At 67.8% G+C, this 16,847-nt stretch carries 18 protein-coding genes and 1 pseudogene; 8 read left to right on the forward strand and 11 right to left on the reverse strand.

Translation table 11 applies throughout. The features are described 5' to 3' along the window. Positions 1–5 precede the first annotated feature (5 nt). Positions 6–1,031 (forward strand): DUF2189 domain-containing protein, encoded by a 1,026-nt coding sequence (locus tag HMA55_RS01520; protein ID WP_181191324.1) that lies wholly within the window; start codon positions 6–8, stop codon positions 1,029–1,031. Here the strand turns inward: HMA55_RS01520 and HMA55_RS01525 are convergent. Further along, complete coding sequence (locus HMA55_RS01525; RefSeq protein WP_181191325.1) at positions 1,021–1,959, reverse strand: acrylyl-CoA reductase family protein; 939 nt, start codon at positions 1,957–1,959, stop codon at positions 1,021–1,023. The genes HMA55_RS01520 and HMA55_RS01525 overlap by 11 nt on opposite strands. 35 nt (positions 1,960–1,994) lie before the next feature. Between HMA55_RS01525 and HMA55_RS01530 the strand changes: the two genes are divergently transcribed. The 3 genes from HMA55_RS01530 to HMA55_RS01540 are packed head-to-tail and all read left to right on the forward strand — an operon-like array spanning position 1,995 to position 3,174. After that, a complete protein-coding gene (locus HMA55_RS01530) occupies positions 1,995–2,501 on the forward strand; it encodes a VanZ family protein (protein ID WP_181191326.1) in 507 nt (168 codons plus the stop codon). Then, positions 2,498–2,863 carry a YidH family protein gene (locus HMA55_RS01535; RefSeq protein ID WP_181191327.1) on the forward strand — a complete coding sequence of 122 codons (366 nt, stop codon included), beginning with the start codon at positions 2,498–2,500 and terminating at the stop codon, positions 2,861–2,863. The genes HMA55_RS01530 and HMA55_RS01535 overlap by 4 nt, the downstream gene beginning before the upstream one ends. Beyond that, the gene (locus HMA55_RS01540; protein WP_181191328.1) at positions 2,860–3,174 is read left to right on the forward strand and encodes a DUF202 domain-containing protein; all 315 of its coding nucleotides are present in this window, start codon (positions 2,860–2,862) and stop codon (positions 3,172–3,174) included. Before HMA55_RS01535 ends, HMA55_RS01540 begins: the two co-directional genes overlap by 4 nt. A 7-nt stretch (positions 3,175–3,181) precedes the next feature. Here HMA55_RS01540 and HMA55_RS01545 read toward each other — a convergent pair whose 3' ends face one another. The 5 genes and pseudogenes from HMA55_RS01545 to HMA55_RS01565 all read right to left on the reverse strand — a co-directional run bounded on the left by HMA55_RS01545 (position 3,182) and on the right by HMA55_RS01565 (position 7,289). After that, the gene (locus HMA55_RS01545) at positions 3,182–4,462 is read right to left on the reverse strand and encodes an IS1096 element passenger TnpR family protein (RefSeq protein ID WP_181191329.1); all 1,281 of its coding nucleotides are present in this window, start codon (positions 4,460–4,462) and stop codon (positions 3,182–3,184) included. A gap of 28 nt (positions 4,463–4,490) precedes the next feature. Then, positions 4,491–4,928, reverse strand: a pseudogene (locus tag HMA55_RS01550) (Na+/H+ antiporter NhaC family protein); the annotation flags it as partial. Between the two features lie 12 nt (positions 4,929–4,940). Then, positions 4,941–5,486 (reverse strand): pirin-like C-terminal cupin domain-containing protein, encoded by a 546-nt coding sequence (locus HMA55_RS01555; RefSeq protein WP_181191331.1) that lies wholly within the window; start codon positions 5,484–5,486, stop codon positions 4,941–4,943. A gap of 10 nt (positions 5,487–5,496) precedes the next feature. Then, a complete protein-coding gene (locus tag HMA55_RS01560; RefSeq protein WP_181191332.1) occupies positions 5,497–6,099 on the reverse strand; it encodes a response regulator in 603 nt (200 codons plus the stop codon). After that, positions 6,096–7,289 (reverse strand): sensor histidine kinase, encoded by a 1,194-nt coding sequence (locus tag HMA55_RS01565; protein ID WP_181191333.1) that lies wholly within the window; start codon positions 7,287–7,289, stop codon positions 6,096–6,098. Before HMA55_RS01565 ends, HMA55_RS01560 begins: the two co-directional genes overlap by 4 nt. Positions 7,290–7,380: 91 nt before the next feature. Between HMA55_RS01565 and HMA55_RS01570 the strand changes: the two genes are divergently transcribed. The 3 genes from HMA55_RS01570 to HMA55_RS01580 are packed head-to-tail and all read left to right on the forward strand — an operon-like array spanning position 7,381 to position 9,516. Continuing rightward, positions 7,381–8,358, forward strand: coding sequence for an ABC transporter permease (locus HMA55_RS01570; protein WP_181191334.1), 978 nt, complete (start codon positions 7,381–7,383; stop codon positions 8,356–8,358). Next, a complete protein-coding gene (locus HMA55_RS01575; RefSeq protein WP_181191335.1) occupies positions 8,358–8,999 on the forward strand; it encodes an ABC transporter ATP-binding protein in 642 nt (213 codons plus the stop codon). The genes HMA55_RS01570 and HMA55_RS01575 overlap by 1 nt, the downstream gene beginning before the upstream one ends. Before the next feature lie 10 nt (positions 9,000–9,009). Next, positions 9,010–9,516, forward strand: coding sequence for a hypothetical protein (locus HMA55_RS01580; RefSeq protein ID WP_181191336.1), 507 nt, complete (start codon positions 9,010–9,012; stop codon positions 9,514–9,516). Here HMA55_RS01580 and HMA55_RS01585 read toward each other — a convergent pair. The 5 genes from HMA55_RS01585 to HMA55_RS01605 form a co-directional block, all read right to left on the reverse strand. Further along, positions 9,426–10,538 (reverse strand): MFS transporter, encoded by a 1,113-nt coding sequence (locus HMA55_RS01585; protein ID WP_181191337.1) that lies wholly within the window; start codon positions 10,536–10,538, stop codon positions 9,426–9,428. The two genes, HMA55_RS01580 and HMA55_RS01585, sit on opposite strands and share 91 nt — an antisense overlap. A 78-nt stretch (positions 10,539–10,616) precedes the next feature. Next, positions 10,617–11,660, reverse strand: a complete 1,044-nt coding sequence (locus HMA55_RS01590; protein WP_181191338.1) for a hypothetical protein — start codon at positions 11,658–11,660, stop codon at positions 10,617–10,619. A gap of 289 nt (positions 11,661–11,949) precedes the next feature. Beyond that, the gene (locus tag HMA55_RS01595) at positions 11,950–12,906 is read right to left on the reverse strand and encodes an NAD(P)-binding domain-containing protein (RefSeq protein WP_181191339.1); all 957 of its coding nucleotides are present in this window, start codon (positions 12,904–12,906) and stop codon (positions 11,950–11,952) included. Continuing rightward, positions 12,899–14,467 (reverse strand): bifunctional ADP-dependent NAD(P)H-hydrate dehydratase/NAD(P)H-hydrate epimerase, encoded by a 1,569-nt coding sequence (locus HMA55_RS01600; protein WP_181191340.1) that lies wholly within the window; start codon positions 14,465–14,467, stop codon positions 12,899–12,901. The genes HMA55_RS01595 and HMA55_RS01600 overlap by 8 nt, the downstream gene beginning before the upstream one ends. A gap of 21 nt (positions 14,468–14,488) precedes the next feature. Next, entirely contained in the window at positions 14,489–15,295 is an 807-nt protein-coding gene (locus tag HMA55_RS01605) for an Fpg/Nei family DNA glycosylase (RefSeq protein WP_181191341.1), read from the reverse strand. Positions 15,296–15,320: 25 nt separating this feature from the next. Between HMA55_RS01605 and HMA55_RS01610 the strand changes: the two genes are divergently transcribed. Next, the gene (locus HMA55_RS01610; RefSeq protein ID WP_181191342.1) at positions 15,321–16,814 is read left to right on the forward strand and encodes a DUF1846 domain-containing protein; all 1,494 of its coding nucleotides are present in this window, start codon (positions 15,321–15,323) and stop codon (positions 16,812–16,814) included. Positions 16,815–16,847 lie beyond the last annotated feature (33 nt).

Consider the following 16,847-nt stretch of genomic DNA (forward strand, 5'->3'; position numbering starts at 1 on the left):
ATCACATGTCCACCCCCTACAACGGCGGCGGGTACGAGCCGTACCCGGAGCACCCGGAAGGCAGCCACCCCGAAAACGGCGCCTACCCCGGCTACAACCCTGGCAATGCCGGGAACGCTGGCAACGCCGACAACTACGACAGCTACGACGCCTTCGACGTCAACACCGCGGCGCAGGCGTCTGGCGCCTCCGCGCTGCGCTTCCACGGCCAGCAGCTCACCGACAACATCCCGGGCGACGGGGTGTCCCCGCACCCGATCAACGACCCAGCCTCCAACGGCTGGTTCCACGTCAAGGGCAACGGCAAGGTCCAGGTCTTTGAGGCCCTCACCTGGGCTTTCAAGGCGATGTTTGCCAACGCGAAGTTGTGGATCCCGCTGGGCATCATCTATGCGCTGCTGGCCCTGATCCCGCAGTTCATCCCGGCCCTCGGCTTTATCTCTCCGATTGTGATGCTGCTGGTGGTGCCCTGGTTCGTGTCCGTGGCGCTGCAGGAGACGTTGGCGAAAGAGTTCACGTACAACGACACGAAGGCGCCGGCGTACGGCAAGACGCTTGGGGTCTCCGCGCTGCTGGGGTTCGCTCTCACTGTGGTGATGGGCATTTTGATGGTCGTGCTGGCGGCCGGCGCGTTGAGCACGATCGACCCGAACTCGTTGCCAAACCCGAACGCGCAGGACGTGTCGGTGGAGGAGATGCGGTCACTGGTGCGTCCGGTGCTTGGTGCGTTGGCGATTTCGGGCGTGGTCAGCGCGCTTTTGGCTCCGTTCTTCCTCATGCAGACGTGGTACGCGGCGGACAACAACGGCTCGTTCGGTCATGCGTTCAGCGCCGGTTTCAAGGCGGGCGCGTCGAACTACCTGAAGCTGCTGGGCCTGTTCCTGATCGTGATGGTGCTAAACACCGTGGGCGCGGCGCTGTTCGGGCTCGGTCTGATCGTCACCGCTCCGGTGACGCTGCTGGCGATGGCGTACGCGTACCGCCAAATCTCCGGCGGCCCCGTGCCCAAAGAAGCTGTGGCTACAGCGTAACGACGGCGCGTCCGCTGCCCCTGCCACCCAGCAGCCTACGCCCAACTTCCACCACGCCATCCAAACCGACTTCCTCGGTGCGGATGGCGTCGGTGTCTAGAGACTCGTCCAGGATCTTCCACGCCTCGTCGCGCACCGGATTCGGCGCGTCGACGGAGTTGATGCCCACCAGCTGCACCCCGCGCAGGATGAACGGCAGGACGCTGGCGGGCAGGTCGTTGCCGGCGGCCATGCCGCACGCGGTGGCCACCCCGCCCCAGCGCAGTTGCGACAGCGCGTTGGCCAGCACCGTGGAGCCGACGGTGTCCACCACGCCCGCCAACCGGGCCTTCTGCAGCGGCTTGCCGGCGTCGGCGAACTCGGCCCGGTCGAGCACCTCTGCCGCGCCGAGTTCGCGCAGCCACGCCTCGTGCTCGGACACACGCCCGGTTAGGGCCCACACCTCGTGGCCCCGCGCGGCGAGCAGCTGCACCGCGATGGAGCCCACTCCCCCGGTGGCGCCGGTGACCAGCACGGGGCCGTCGATAGGCGAACGCGCGGCGCGCTCCAGGCCTGCTACCGAGAGGCCTGCGGTGTAGCCTGCGGTGCCGATCGCGGCCGCCTCGTAGGCGGTGAAGCGGGAGGGCACGCGGGTGATGTTTTCAGCGTCGATGCGCATGTGCGACGTGTAGCCGCCGTTCCTGCGCTCGCCGATGCCGCGGCCGTTGACGGTGACTAGCGTGCCGTCATCGAGCGTGCCCACCGCATCGATGCCGGGCACCATCGGCAGCTCGCGCAGGATGCCGCGGTTGCCGTCAAGCGCCATCGCGTCCTTGTAGTTGACCGATGAGTGGCTCAGCGAGATCTGCGTGTCGCCCTCGCCAGCGTGCGCCTCCTGCCTCTCCACGACCTCGGGCCCGTTCTCAGTAACAATCAAGCTCTGGTTCATGGTGGTCAGCATAGGCCCGGTCTACGGTTGGGCAAGTGACTTCAGCGAGCAACACCGAGACCAAGACCGCCCGCGCGGCGGCGGCTGTGATCACCTGCTTGGTCGTACTCGCGTTCACAGTGGGCAAAGCCTTCGTGTCTATCCCAGGGCTGTGGTCGGCGGAGTCGCACCAGCTCAGCCAGATCCGCCTCAACCCGCTGGAGACGTTCGAGTACGCGAGGGTGTGGTGGGGGCCGTGGCTGAACCTCTTCGGCAACATCGCGCTGTTTCTCCCGGTGGGGTTTGTCGCCTACCGGGGGGCGGTGGGCCGGGCGGTGCTGGTCGGGCTGCTTTGCAGCCTGGGCATCGAGACGGCGCAGTACCTGTGTTCTTGGGGCTACAGCGACGCGGACGACGTCATTTGCAACACGGCGGGTGCGTGGTTGGGGGCGGGGGTGGCCGGAAGGACGTCGAGAAGCAATCGCACAACGATCTTGTGGTCGATTGTGGCGGCGGGCGCGGTCATCCTCACCGTGTGGGCGGCGCTAGGGTTGAGCGCATGAGCGAGCGCGGATGGTTTACCAGGCGGGTGTTCCCCACCGGCGGGGAGCCGGACCCGCGGTTCACCCTGGCCAACGAGCGCACCTTCCTCGCGTGGACGCGCACGGCGCTGGCGTTTTTGGCCGGCGGGATTGCGCTCGAGGCGTTCGAGCTGCCCGGCATCGAGCCGGGCGTGCGCAAGGTCGCGGCGGCGGCGGTCATCCTGATCGCGATGGCGATCTCCGCGGGAGCGGCCGTGCGCTGGGTGCGCATCGAGCGGGCTCTGCGTCACGACGAGCCCATCCCCGCCCCCGCCATCATCCCCGTGCTGTGCGCCGTGGTGTTCGTGGCGGCGCTTGTGGTCGGGGTGAGCCTGCTGCGATGATCCCAGTCGCCGACCCCGGGCTGCAGGCCGAGCGCACCTCCATGAGCTGGACGCGCACCGCGCTGGCCATGCTGGTGTGCGCGGCGACGCTGCTGCGGTGGGCGGGTGCCTACCCGCGGTTGATTGTGGTCGCGTCGGCGGCGCTGGCGGCGACGGGGCTTGCCATCGTGGTGCTGAACCGGCGGGCGTACCGGTCCGAGGCTTCCGCACTTGCCGACGAGCGCAGCGCCCCCAACGCGGCTGCGATATTTCTGCTCACGGCGATGATGCTCGGGATTGGCGCGCTGGGGCTATACCTGGTGGTGGAGTGAAGCGCCGTTAGCGGCCGTTGGCGTAGTGAGCGTAGTGCAGCTCCAGCAACTGGGAGCCCTGCTCGGTGCACACGACCTGGTTCGGACCGGTTTCGCGCGCGATGCCGAACGCCTCGAGCCACAGCAGCCAAGACACCATCTCGGGGGTGGCTGGCTGGCCGCCGACGAGCCACCCCACGATAGCGCGCCACATATCCTCCCCGGTGAGGGCTTCGAAGCCCCGGCGGATGTTGTCGGCGTACTTGGGGATGGGGTTTTCGCTGGTGAGGAAGGTTTCACCGGCTTTGGTCGGGGTGAGCTCGCCGCCGCGCTTTTTCAGCATGCGGGCGTCGAGCAACAGATCGGCCACGGTGTTGGCAAACGGTAGCTGGACCAGCTCGCGCACCTCGTGGGCGATGTCCGCGGGCAAGTCATCGTGCTCGTAGGGCACACCGGCGGCGAAGATGCGGATGAGCCCGGCGAAGATGTCGGTGAACGAACCCGGTCCGAAGCCCGGCACGATACCCGGGTGCTGCGTCAGGTCGCCGGCGCCGTCCAACGCGTCGCCGAAGAACCCGCCGAAAAACTCGGTCACGGCGTTGATCATGGAGGGGTTGCGCTCCGGGTGGGGGTCCATGTCGATGATCTGGAGCAGGTCCGGGCGGGATTGCAGGAAGTCGTCGAAGTGCTGGGCCAGGCCGGGGCCGTCGCTCTGCTCGTCCGCGGCGGCCACCTCGTCGAAGAACATCTCCTCGGCGACGTTGCCGATGCGGGTGGCCACAGCAACCGGGTCCGCCTGGGTCATCCGGTCCAGCATCCGCTCGGGCGGCATGACAGGGAGGTAGCTGAACATCAGGGTGATGGTCTCCAGGTCCGGCTCGATGCCGGCGGCCAGGAGGCGGGCCTGGTTGCGGAAGGTGGTCATCAGCTCCGGGCCGGAGCAGGCTTCGACAACGTCGGGCCCGGCGGCGTCGATAAGCATGGGCGTCGGCCCCTCGATGTTGGAGGGGCCGAGGACCTCCACGTGGATGTTCCAGTTGGCGGCCGGGTCGTAGACGTAGGTCATCGGCCGCATCTCGGCCACGGTGAGCTCGTCCTCGTGATGCTCGCCCGACCCCGGAACTTCCGTGTAGACCGAGCGCTGCGCACCTTCCTGGCCAACGTAGAGGTGGGTGGCGGCGCCGGTGAAGCCGAGTGCGGCGTCGATGATCTGGGCCAGCTCGCCGAGCGTCATGGTCTCTTCGACGTTGACGCAGCGGGAAATTTCGGGCGAGGCGCCCTCCACGATCATGAGCACTGAGACGGTCATACCGGCAACCTTACGGCCTAAGCAGGCCTTAGACCACGAACAGGAACGCGCACACCACCGCGGTTACCGCACCCGCGGCCAGCGGGACAGCGGTGCGGCGGACAACGTCGATCGGGTTGACCTGCAGAGCGCCGGCGACGATGAGCACAGCGGCGTTGACCGGGGAGGCCTGGCGCATGGTGTTCGAGGCGGCCCAGATGGAGGTGAGCATCTGCGGGGCGGAAACTGCGGAGTCCGCGGCGATGCCGGGCACCATCTCGGAGAACGCGAAGTAGGGCGCCACGCCGGAACCGGTGAGCAACGCCATGGCGGCGGTGGCCAGCACGAACACCAGCACCATGAGCACCGCAGCGCCGGAGGATGCCTGCGCCAGGTTGGTCAGCGCCTCGATCACGCCCATCTGCGTGATGCCCTCCACCAGGATGGCGGCAGCGACGATGAGGGAGACCACACCGGCACATCTCTCGCAGTGCCGGCCCTAATGCGTGGGTTGGCCGCCCAGGATCAAGGCGTGGGCGATGCTGTCAGAGCGGTTCTTCAGCCCCAGCGTGCGGTGGCCGGCGTCGAGAAGACCTACTGATCTGCCGGGCACGTCCGTGTTGTTCACGGCCAGGTCCCCGTCGGCGGCGACGATGGCGTACTCGAACTCCTCGTACACCGTGATAGCCAGCTCTGTCCCGGGGGCGATAGTCAGCTGCGCGGCCGCGCAGGGCTCGATAGTGTCCACGTCGCCGGCGCGGCCGAACATGCGCCCGGCGAAGACGTACGCCTCGCCGGCGGATTCGGTGGTGACGCTGCGCAGGCCGAACGCCTCCGGCTGGGCGCGTTGGACCTTATCGGGCACCGCCTCCGCGTCGATAAGCACCTGCACCTGCGCCCGCTCAAGCACACCGCCGAGGCGTGCGGTGCCGTCGTGGCGCCACGAGAAAGACTTGCAGCCTGCGGGCGTTTCGGCCGGGCCTGTAAGCCCCCTGAGGAGTTCGACACCGCGCCACGGGCCAACCTGCAGATCGATGAAGGACATGGTACCCAGCTTAGATGATGCGGCGCTGCCGAGCCTTTTCAACGGCAGCCGTCCGGTTGTCCACGCCCAGCTTCGAATAGATGTGGATCAGGTGCGTCTTCACCATCGCCTGGGAGATGAACAGCTGCTCGGCGATCTCCCGGTTCGACGCGCCCGTCTGCAGCGCGCGCAGCAGTTCGATCTCGCGGGCAGACAGCGCCTCGGAAGGGTTGACCAGCCGGTCGGCGAGCACGTTGGCCACCTGCGGGGAAAGCACCCGGGTGCGTTGGGAGGCGCGCACCACCGCGTCGTAGAGCTCGTCCTCGGGGGCGTCCTTGAGCAGGTACCCCATCGCTCCCGCCTCCACCGCGGCAACCACATCAGCCTGGGTGTCGTAGGTGGTCAGGATAAGCACCGGCGGCCCGCCCGCGGCAACGAGGCGGCGGGTGAGGTCGATGCCCGACGCGCCGGGCATCTGGATGTCGGAGACCACCACGTCCACCCCCTCGGGCACCTCGGCGTTGCCGTCGGCGGCCTCGGCGACAACCTCGATGCCGTCAAAGGAATTGAGCACTGCGCGCAGGCCGGCGCGGACGACCGGATGGTCGTCGATAAGCATGACGCTCAGTGTCATTTCTCCTCCACGGTCTCCTCCACGGTCTCGTCCACGGGCACGGTGGCGGCAAGGACGTTACCTTCGACTGTGAGCTCGCCGCCGACCTCCTCCACGCGGGCGCGCAGCCCTTTGAGCCCGTAACCTTCCGGGCCGGAGATGCCACGGCCGTTGTCGAAGACGTCGATGGTGGCAGTCTCCCCCAGCCTATCCACGGTCACCACCGCCGACGACGCCCCGGCGTGGCGCACGATGTTGCTCAGGCCCTCGCGCACGACGCGCTCGGCCACGGACGCTGCTGGTTCCGGCAGGTCAACCGCATTGACGCGAACCTCCAGCTGCTCGCCCAGCGCGCGCTGGCGGTCTTGCGCGTGGCCGGCCAAACGCTCCAAGCGGGCGGGCAACGGCGTGCGGGTTGCCGCGCCCTCTCCTGCGCCCTCGCTTGTCCCCTCAACCGCGGCGGTGTCCGCGGAGTTCTCCGCCACGAAGCGTCGCGCCTCCGCCAAGTTGTCGGAGGCAGTGGAGCGGATCACGTCCAAGGTCTCGCGCGCCGGGTCGCCCGCGCCGAGCTGCTTGTCCATCGCGCGGCCGAGCAAGACGATGGAGCTGAGCCCTTGCGCCATGGTGTCGTGCACCTCGCGGGCCAGCCGGGCCCGCTCTTCGGCCACGCCCGCGGCGTGCTCCGCCTCCGCGCGCTGGTGCTGGGCCGCGCGCAGGTCGTCGGCCATCTGCCGGTAGTGGTCTGCCTCCGCGCGTAGGGCCTGGTAGGCGTGGACGATGAACACGGCCAAGGCGGTGCCGATGGTGGGGCCGACCACCGCGCCGGGCCCGCCCTGGGCTGTCGCGGAGAGCGTGACCGCCAGCAGCGCCGCCGCGGCCGCGATCTCCCACCACTTGGGCAGGATGACGCAGGCGAGCATGACCAGCGGGAACTCCAGCCACACAAAGTCCTCGGAAATCTGCACCAGCGCGACCCACAGCACCGCAACCAGCAGCAGCCACGCGTACGGCGCCCACGCCGGGTACGCCTTGCCGCGGTTGTGCCACACGGTGCCGGCCAGGTACACGGCGGCGAAGCAGGCGGAGAAGGTGACAGCTGCCGCGGGTCCGCCGCCGCGCAGCTGCCCCACCAGGCCCACGGCCAGCAGCACCGCTACCAGCACGTGCAGGCTCACGCGCAGCAGTTGCAGGAAACGGGTGGTTGACAACATGCGTCCGAGCGTAGATCAACCGATCGGTTGACCGGGATTTCAACCACCGGCCCGATGTGGAACGTTGCAGCTAGACGGCAGGATTAGAACCATGTTCGTAGGAATTAGAGAGATCACATCAGCCAAGGGGCGCTTCGGGCTGATCGCGGGCACCGTCGCGCTGATCACGCTTCTGGTGGTCGTGCTCACGGGCCTGACCGCCGGTTTGGGCAAGCAGAACACGTCCGCGCTGGAGGCGCTGGACCCGCAGTCCGTCGTCTTTCAGGACCCGGAGGATCCGTCGTTTACCACCTCCCGCGTTGAGGCGCGCGACGGCCTGACCCCGCTGGGTACCAGCCAGATGCTGCTGACCAAGTCGGACGGCACCGACGCCGCCGTGTCCATCCTCGCCCTTCCCGAGGGCACCGAGCTGCCCGGCGGCAAGACGCTGGGCAGTGAGGCGGTCGCCGCGCCGGGCCTGGAGGTAAGCGAGGGCGAGACCGTGACCGTCGCCGGCAACGGCATCACCGTCGGCGCCATCGGCGAGGACCTCGCGTTCTCTCACTCCCCCGTCCTGTGGGTGCCCACGGACTTTTGGAAGGAGGTCATGCACACCGACGCCGACGGCACCGTCCTGCTGTCGGACCACGAGGTCGACGGCGGTGTGCCCCTGAAGGAATCCTTCAGCGGCTTGCCCGCGTACTCGTCTGAGCAAGGCTCGCTGAAGCTCATCCAGGGCTTCCTCTACGCCATCGCCGCGCTGGTGATTGTCGCCTTCCTCACCGTGTGGACGATGCAGCGCACCCGCGACCTGGCCATTTTGAAGGCCATCGGCGCATCCAACGGCTACCTGCTTAAAGACGCCCTGGGCCAGTCCGCGGTGCTGTTGGCCATCGGCGCACTCGTCGGCGGCCTGGCCGCCTTCGGCCTGGGCATGCGGATGCAGGGCTCTGCCCCGTTCGCCCTGAACGCCGTCACCGCCATCGTGCCGCCGGTAGCCATCTGGGCGCTGGGCATGGTCGGCGCGATGATCGCCACCCGTTCCATCGTCAAGGTCAACCCGCAGCAGGCCCTTGGAGGTGCCGCATAATGCTCGAACTCAGCAACATCACCGTCGCCTTCCAGGACGGCCAGGAAAAGCGCACCGTTTTGGACCACCTGGACTTCACCGCCAGGCCGGGCGAGATGACCTTTATCGTCGGCGAGTCAGGCTCCGGAAAGTCCACCCTCCTGTCCGTGGCGGCGGGCCTGATCACCCCCGATTCCGGCACCGTCAAGCTCAACGGCGAGGACGTCAACGACGAGGTGCGCCGCCGCAAGATCGGCATGATCTTCCAGCAGGCGAACCTCATTGCCGCGCTCAATGTGCGCGACCAGCTGCTGGTCACGGACCACATTCGTGGACGTCGCCCACGAAGGGAGAGGGCGGACGAGTTGTTGGCCAAGGTGGGCCTCGAGGGCCTCGGCGACCGCCGTATGGGCGAGCTGTCCGGCGGCCAGCGCCAGCGCGTCGGTATCGCCCGCGCGTTGATGGGCGAGCCGGATCTCCTGCTTGCGGACGAGCCGACCGCGTCCCTGGACGCGGACCGCTCCCAGGAGATTGTGAAGCTGCTGCGCCAGCTCACCGAGGAGCGGGGCATCGCCTGCGGCTTTGTCACCCACGACCGCTCCGTGATCACAGGCCGCGACGAGGTCTTCGAACTGGGGGTCAACGCCCCCGCCTACGCCTAGACTGGCCCGCGTGTTCTACGCAGCCTCCGGCCCCGCCCCGCTCGACCCTGCCCTGCTAGCCGGGGAGATCGAGCGCAGGGCGGGGCTTTCGCGTCGCGGGCCCCAGGTCACGTCGCTTCCGTCATTGCTTGACGACGACCTCACAGCCGGCGACGGCTATTGGCTGGCGGGGCGAAGCGTCGTCGATAGGCTGCGGGCGTGCGAGAGCAACGTGGTGGCGTACGCGGTGGGCGAGGCGTTCATTGTGACCTCGCTGCAGGAGATGGGGCCGACGATGGTGCGCGGGGGCGACCTGGTGCGCGTGCCGCACGGGATCTTCCGCGTGCCGCAGTGGGGGCACCGCACGTTCGTGGCCGGTGAAACCGCTGAGCTGCTGCGCGGCTACGTGCCGCTCGAGGCGGCCGGCCGGTTCGTGGAACCGCGGCGCTACCGCAAAAGGCTGCGCGAGCGGGTGGCCATGACGGAAAATGCCAGCGCCGCAAGTACCGCCGAGGCCAGCAGGGTCCCGGAGAGGTAGCCCAGGTCCACCGCCGCGGCACCGACCGCGGAGCCGGAGGCGATGCCGACCTGGAAGGTCACCACGGAGATGGAGCTGGCCATGTCCGGATTGTGCTCGCCCGCGTGCAGGAAGATCGTGGTGGAGGCGGTGGGCAGCGCGCCGGCGGCGGCGCCGAAGACAGCGATGACGGCAAACATCGCCGGGCCCGAGACGAAGTGCAGCGCGAGCAGGCCGGCGATGGCGCTGGCTGCGAGCGTGGCGGCGGCCAAGCCGTTGATGCGGATCATGCGGCTGTCCACCCGCCGGCCCGCCCACGTCACGCCGATGAGGCCGGCAATGCCGTATAGGGAGACGCCGTAGGGGACGAATTGGTGGCCGGCGGTGCGCTCCACAAGCAGGGCGAGGTAGGTGAAGGTGGAAAAGATCGCCGTCACCGCGAACACGAGGTAGAGCACCAGCGACGGGATTGCGGAGCGCGATGCGCGGGCCGTCGCGTCCTTCTGCGAGTGTGTGGCCGGCAGGCTGGGCAGCGTGATCACCAGCATCACCAACGCGCCCACAACCGCAGCGCCGAGGACCCACGTGGAGGCGCGCCAGCCGATCGCCGCCCCTAACGCCGTGGTCAGGGGCGAGCCAAGGACCATGGACAGCGTGGAGCCGATGGCCACGGATGCGACCGCTTTGCCGGTCTGCCCGGCCGGGGCGATGCGGGCGGCCGTGGGGTTGATCAGCGACCAGAACACACCGTGGGTGAACGCCGCAGTCACGCGGCCGGCAACCAGGGTGGCGTAACTCGTCGCCGTGGCCTGGAGCACGATCCCGCCGAGCAGAAACAGCAGGGTGCCGATGAGCAGGTGCCGCCTATCGACGTTACGTGTCAGGTGTATCAGCGGAATAGTCACCACAGCCACGAGGCCCGCGTACACGCTCATCAGCAGACCGATTTGGCCCTCGGAGACGTTGAGATCCCGCGCCATCGGCGAGATTAGGCCCACCGCGAACATCTCGAAGGTGACGTACACGAAAGCGGCGAAGCTCATGGCCGCTAGCGGGACAACCGGAAACCTGCCTGTTTGCTGGGAAAAGTCCTGGGTCTTGTGCACCCGGCTAAGTTACGGCTACTGCCCCATCGCCGCAAACGCGGCACCGGCAGCGCCGAGCGCGACAAGCAGGGCGACGATGACGCCCACTACCACGCCCGGGCTGGCGCTGGAACCGCTGTTGGTGGTCTTGGCGGTGTCCGTGCGCGAGGTGACCTGGGAGACCGAGATGTTGGTCATCGTGGTGGGGCTCCCCGTCACGGAGGTGGTGACCTTGGTTTTCCCGTTGGTCAGCGTGTGCGTCACGGTGTTGCTGGTCCTGCCGGGCTCGATCGGCGGCGGAGCATACGTGGACGTTGGCGGGGTAGTCACGGGCGCATCCGGGTTCGTGCCGTCCGTGGGCAGTAAGACGGTGCCGCCGCCTGCTTCGCAGGTAGTCCGGGCTTCCTCGTACGCCACCATGAGTGCTGCGACGCGCCGCGCTTCCGTCATGTCCGGCAGAGTGTCGTACGCCTCAGCCCACTTGCTGCGCTGGTCTCGCGGCATGGACGGGTATTCTTCCGCCAGCTGGGCGTTGATCCCCGCGCGGTCAGGGATCAGATCGAACTCCGCGAACCCGTCCCGCTTCGGCACCGTGATCTGGCCCGTTGCGACAGCCTGGTCGAGTTCGCTCCAGTAACCGCCCATGTCGAACGGCTGGTGGTTGCTTGTTGCAGAGGAATCCCAAACGTGGGTGAAGTAAGTGCGCGAAGCGTCGAGGTCGGCGCCGGTGGCGTCGGCGACGCGCTGGGCCCACCTCTCAACGTTGGCCGCCAGATTGTTGTTGAAGTAGCTGATGTAGCTGCCGGAGAATTGCTCGAGGAACTGGCCGCTCACCTCACTCGCGCCCGGGAAAGCGACTTCGAAGGCAGCTGCCCACCGCGCGCGCTCGTCGCTGGCACCGATGCCCACGCTCCGGTCGAGGGAATCGATGTATTTACGCTCAGCGTCGTTGATCTTGAATGAGCACACGCCATCAGTGGGCTGGCCAACGGTTGCGGCATCGGCGGACGGCACGGCAACCGCAGCCGTCAAGGTTGCGGTCGCGCACGCAAGAACTGCGATCCTCCGATTCTCAAACACACCGATAGCGTAGCGCAGAGGAACACCATTTCAGCATTCGAAAGATAGGTGAGATGGCTCTCTAAACCGGGTTAGCCCGTTGAAATGTGGGGAACGTGCAGGTTGAGGGTTCGCTGGCGAAAGATTCTTAGGAAAATAAAAGTTTCATGCTCGTCCGCTTACTGTCCCCAACGGGAGGTTTCCGCTCGTCACCGTACGAAATTACAACACTGTAATGCAAAAGTGTTGCCGTTTATTATGCATTCGCGTGAGGCGGGTATTAGGTCCGGCTCAGGCCGCTGAGTGGGCTCTAGCGCTTGCCCATAATCCGCCGCGCAATGTCCCGGGCAAAGGGGCTCACGCCGCCGATGGTGCCGGCGCCCGGACCGTTGAGCGAATCAAAGCCCAACACGTATAAGCCGGGGGTATCCAAACCGTGCTCCAGGCCGCGCACGGCGGACAGCGCGGGGCGGAAGCCGGTGGCCCAGATCAAGGCGTCGAACGAAGACAGCTCGTCCAGCGACCCAACCATCGGCTCGGCCGTAAGCAAACCGCGCTCCCGCGCCCGGCGGACCTCCGGCACCATGACGATGTCGCCGCCAAAATCGGCGCCGCCTGGATCCCCGTCCCCGCGGGCGATGGCTACGAAGCGCTCTCGGTTGCGCCTGAACAGCTGCTCGCCGTCGACGTTGTCGGGCATGAACGCCGGGGGACGGCGTGTGAACCACTGCACGTCTATACCGGCAAGTGCGAGGTCGGCGACAATCTGCGCGCCCGAGTTGCCCCCGCCCACCACGGCGACGCGCCGGCCGGCGAAGTCTTCAGGGCGCGCGTACGTCGCGGAGTGGATCTGCTCGCCGGCGAAGGAACCGGGAACGAACGGCACGAACGGCGCGGACCAGATCCCGGTGGCCATGACGACGTTGCGGGCGACGTAGCCGTTGACGGTGAACACGGAGCCGTCGTGAAGCACGCGCTCGACCCGCTCGCCCCGGTGGATAGGCAGGTCGTAGCGCTGCTCGTAGCGGGAGAAGTACGTCACGACGTGGTCGCGCGGCGGGTAGCCCTCGTAGCTGGGCATGGGCCAGCCGGGGAGGTTGGAGAATTCCGCGCGGGAGAACAGCGTCAGCGCGTCCCAGTAGTGCGGCCACGCCCCGCCGGGGGTATCGGAGGCGTCAAGCACCACGAAATCCGCGCCATATTTGCGCAGGTAGTACGACACGGCCAGCCCGGATTGGCCGGCGCCGACCACAACAGCGTCAAGCATGGGACACCTCCGCGGTGGCGTCGCGGACGTGCTCGGCGATGCGGCCCGCGGGCGCGGTGGCGGGGCCGGACGGGGTTTGCGCTGCCAGCCAGGCGGCCACCGCGTGCACCGTCACCGCCCCGGTCACCGCACCAGGCACTGCGGCGTCAACGGCGCCGGGAACAGCGGCGCGCGCTGCGGAAAGCGCCAGGTGAGCGCCAATAATCCCGGCCAGCACATCCCCGGAGCCTGGCGTGGCGGCCCAGGAGTGCCCGGCATCCACGGCGTGGATGAGATAGGGGTCGTCCTCCGGCGCGACTAGGGTGATGCGGCCTTTGCGCACGATGGTGGCGCGCAGCGTCGCGGCCAGCTCCAGCGTCTCCTCGAACCGCGTGCCCTCGCGCACTCCGGCAGCCTCGCGCAGGCGCAAAAACTCCCCGTCGTGCGGGGTCAGCACCGTCGGCTCGTCCCGCGACGCCACCGCTCGGCGCAAGTGTTCGTGCTGGGTGAGGAGGGTGAGGCCGTCGGCGTCGATAAGCAATGGCACCTCTTGCTCCAGCGCCCACGCAAGCTCGCGCGCCGCATCCTCTCCCGTCCCGGCGCCGGGCCCAAACACCCAGGCCTGCACCCGTCCGGCATCTTGAAGCCTTTGCGTAGCGACGACCTCCGGCCTCACCCGCACCACCCCATCCGCCTCCGGCCCGGCGTAGCGGACCATCCCGGGCGTGGCGTGCACCGCACCGGAAACGGTGAGCACCGCCGCGCCTGGATAGCCTGCGCTACCTGCGCGGATGCCCACTACTCCCCCGGTGTATTTGTCGTCGGCAGGCCCCGGCGTGACGTCCTGGACAGGCGCGGGTGGCAGGAGGTGGAGGGTGTCCGGCCAGTTCCCGGGGTCGGCGACGGCGCGGTTGGCCAGCACCAGCGTCGGGCCGTCGTGGGCCCACTCGGGCATGGTGTCCAGCAGTTGCGTGTGCAAGGGGCGGCCGGGCAGGCCGATGTTTGCGAGCAGCTGTACCCCGCACTCCGGGGCGAGGGCGTGGGCGCGGCGCCATCCGCCGAAGGTGACGGTGGCGTCGGCGGTGATGTGCAGTTCGCCCGCTTCCCCGGTGTCGGCATCCACGCCGGAGGGCACGTCCACGGAGAGCACGCGAACCCGGCGTAGCCACCTCACCACGTCCGCGAGCTCTTCGCGCAGGCCGCCGGAGCCGCCGATGCCGGTAATGCCGTCGATGGCCAGGGCGTACTCGAATGCACTGTCCGGCAGCGCCTCGAGCACTTGCCCGCCCGCGTTGGTAAACGCCGCGAGCGCGCGTTCCTGGGCGCGACCGGCGGTAAGTAGCGCGTCCACGCGGTACCCGGCCAGCGCGAGCTCGGCGCCGGCGTACAGGGCGTCGCCGCCGTTGCCGCCCGGCCCGGCGAGCACCAGCACCCGCCCAGTCGCCTCATCCAGCATCGCCTCGGCCGCCTCGAACACGGCGTGTGCGGCGGATTGCATCAGCTGGTCCGGGTGGGCCTGCGCGGCCAACAGCGGCGACTCGGCCGCCCTGATTTGGTCTGCGGTGAAAGTACTGGCGTACATGTGCACCAGGGTACGCTCCACCTAAACTCCCTGGCAGGAGGGGCAATAAAACAGGTTGCGCCCCTCGAACTGCTGCTTGGCCACATCTCCGCCGCACACCAGGCAGGCCTCGCCGGCGCGGCGGTAGACGTAGACCTCTCCCCCGTGGTCGTCGTCACGCGGGGCGCGCGCCATCGCCTCCGGGGTGTGCTCGCCGCGCACTGTATCTATGCGCCCGGTGGCCACGCCGTCGGCCATCAGCGAAACCAGGTCGGCCCAGATGGCGCTGAAACGCTCCTGCCCCAGCTCCCTGCCCGGGGTAAACGGTGAGATGCCCTGGCGAAACAGCGGTTCGGCGCGGTAGATGTTGCCCACGCCCGCGAAGTAGGTCTGGTCCATCATGAGCGAGCCGATGGCGCGCCGGGAGCGGCGTACCCGCTCGAACAGCGCATCCGGGTCCGCGTCGGGCGATAAAGGGTCCTCGCCCGCCCGGTCCAGAATCGCCTGCTGCTCCGCCGGGGTGATGTAGGTGCAGGTCTGCGGGCCGCGCAGGTGGGCCGCAACCGGGCCTTCCCCGCCGTCCGGCACCAGCCGCAGCCGGATCTGGCCGCGCATCGTGTCCGCGGGTTCGAAGGAAAACTTCCCGATCAGCCCCAGATGCACATGCACTGTCGCGTCTGTGAAGTGCAGAAACAGGTGTTTGCCGTGGGCTGAGGCGTGGGTGAGCGCGGTGCCGTCGATAGGCGAAGGCTCGAAGCGCCCCTGCGGCGAGCTCGCGGCAATTGGCGCGGGGCGGAAGTCCGCGTTGAACCGGCGCGCAAGCCGGTGAATCACATGACCCTCAGGCACGGGGACTGACTGTACTATTGCTCCCATGCCGTATGAGACCGGGTTCGATCGCGAAAAATACATTCAGATGCAATCCGAGCACATCCAGAAGCGGCGCGCCGAGGTGGGCGGCAAGCTGTATCTGGAGATGGGCGGCAAGCTGTTCGACGACAACCACGCCTCCCGCGTCCTGCCCGGTTTCACGCCCGACAACAAGATCGCCATGCTTGACCGGATCAAGGACGAGGTGGAGATTGTCATCTGCTTCAACGCCGGCGACGTGGTGCGGCAGAAAATCCGCGCGGACTTGGGCATTACCTACGAAGATGACGTGCTGCGGCTTGTAGACGTGTTCCGGGACCGGGGATTTCTGGTGGAAAACGTGGTGTGCACCCAGCTTGAGGGTCCGAACCCGAAGGTGGAGGCGTTCATGGAGCGCCTGGGCCGGCTGGGGCTGAAGGTGGCGCGCCACTACATGATCGATGGCTACCCCAACGACACGGCGAAGGTGGTCAGCGAGGACGGCTTCGGGCGCAACGACTACGTGGAGACCACCCGCGACCTGGTCGTGATGACCGCGCCGGGTCCCGGATCGGGCAAGCTGGCCACCTGCCTCTCGCAGGTCTATCACGAGCACAAGCGCGGCATCGACGCAGGTTACGCCAAGTTTGAGACTTTCCCCATTTGGAACTTGCCGCTGTCGCACCCTGTGAACCTGGCGTACGAAGCGGCGACGACAGACCTGGACGACATCAACGTGATCGACCAGTACCACCTGGATGCCTACGGGGAGAAGGTCTCCAGCTACAACCGCGACATTGAGGTTTTCCCCCTGCTGAAGACCTTGTTGCGCGAGGCCACCGGCTCCGAGCCCTACCAGTCCCCGACCGACATGGGCGTGAACATGGCGGGGTACTGCATGAGCGACGATGCCGCCTGCCGGCACGCGGCCGAGCAGGAGATCATCCGCCGCTACTACGCAGCGCTTGTCGACGAGCGTCGCGCGGACGCCGACTCCACCGTCTCCGACCGCAACATGAACGTCATGCGCAAAGCGGATCTGACCGTCGAGGACAGGGTTGTGGTGGCCCCGGCGCTGGAGGTGGCCGAGCGTACCGGCAAGCCCGGCGCGGCGCTGGAGCTTCCGGACGGCCGCATTGTCACCGGCAAGACCTCGGATCTGCTGGGCCCGTCGGCGGCGGTGCTGCTCAACGCCCTGAAGCTGCTCGCTGGCATCGACGACGAGGTGCACCTGCTCTCCCCCGATTCCATCGAGCCGATTCAGTCGTTGAAAACGCGCCACCTGGGTTCGGTGAACCCGCGCCTGCACACCGACGAGGTGCTTATCGCACTGTCCGTGTCCGCCTCCGGCAACCCGGATGCAGCTCTGGCGCTGGAGCACCTCAGATCCCTGCGCGGGTGCGATGCGCACATCACCACCATTTTGGGCTCGGTGGACGAGGGTATCTTCCGCAACCTGGGGGTGTTGGCGACCTCCGAGCCGCAGTACTGGCGCAAGGCGCTGTACCACAAGCGTTAGGTTTCCGATACTAACTATTGCGCTCGTTTCGGT

It is taken from the genome of Corynebacterium wankanglinii (genome assembly GCF_013601005.1).
Lineage (GTDB): Bacteria > Actinomycetota > Actinomycetes > Mycobacteriales > Mycobacteriaceae > Corynebacterium > Corynebacterium wankanglinii.

Excerpts from the sequence above, each read along its gene's own strand:
- HMA55_RS01520 (WP_181191324.1), top strand. The coding sequence starts at position 6 with ATGTCCACCCCCTACAACGGCGGCGGGTACGAGCCGTACCCGGAGCAC.
- HMA55_RS01525 (WP_181191325.1), bottom strand. The coding sequence starts at position 1,959 with ATGAACCAGAGCTTGATTGTTACTGAGAACGGGCCCGAGGTCGTGGAG.
- HMA55_RS01535 (WP_181191327.1), top strand. The coding sequence starts at position 2,498 with ATGAGCGAGCGCGGATGGTTTACCAGGCGGGTGTTCCCCACCGGCGGG.
- HMA55_RS01540 (WP_181191328.1), top strand. The coding sequence starts at position 2,860 with ATGATCCCAGTCGCCGACCCCGGGCTGCAGGCCGAGCGCACCTCCATG.
- HMA55_RS01545 (WP_181191329.1), bottom strand. The coding sequence starts at position 4,462 with ATGACCGTCTCAGTGCTCATGATCGTGGAGGGCGCCTCGCCCGAAATT.
- HMA55_RS01555 (WP_181191331.1), bottom strand. The coding sequence starts at position 5,486 with ATGTCCTTCATCGATCTGCAGGTTGGCCCGTGGCGCGGTGTCGAACTC.
- HMA55_RS01560 (WP_181191332.1), bottom strand. The coding sequence starts at position 6,099 with ATGACACTGAGCGTCATGCTTATCGACGACCATCCGGTCGTCCGCGCC.
- HMA55_RS01565 (WP_181191333.1), bottom strand. The coding sequence starts at position 7,289 with ATGTTGTCAACCACCCGTTTCCTGCAACTGCTGCGCGTGAGCCTGCAC.
- HMA55_RS01570 (WP_181191334.1), top strand. The coding sequence starts at position 7,381 with ATGTTCGTAGGAATTAGAGAGATCACATCAGCCAAGGGGCGCTTCGGG.
- HMA55_RS01575 (WP_181191335.1), top strand. The coding sequence starts at position 8,358 with ATGCTCGAACTCAGCAACATCACCGTCGCCTTCCAGGACGGCCAGGAA.
- HMA55_RS01585 (WP_181191337.1), bottom strand. The coding sequence starts at position 10,538 with ATGAGCTTCGCCGCTTTCGTGTACGTCACCTTCGAGATGTTCGCGGTG.
- HMA55_RS01595 (WP_181191339.1), bottom strand. The coding sequence starts at position 12,906 with ATGCTTGACGCTGTTGTGGTCGGCGCCGGCCAATCCGGGCTGGCCGTG.
- HMA55_RS01600 (WP_181191340.1), bottom strand. The coding sequence starts at position 14,467 with ATGTACGCCAGTACTTTCACCGCAGACCAAATCAGGGCGGCCGAGTCG.
- HMA55_RS01610 (WP_181191342.1), top strand. The coding sequence starts at position 15,321 with ATGCCGTATGAGACCGGGTTCGATCGCGAAAAATACATTCAGATGCAA.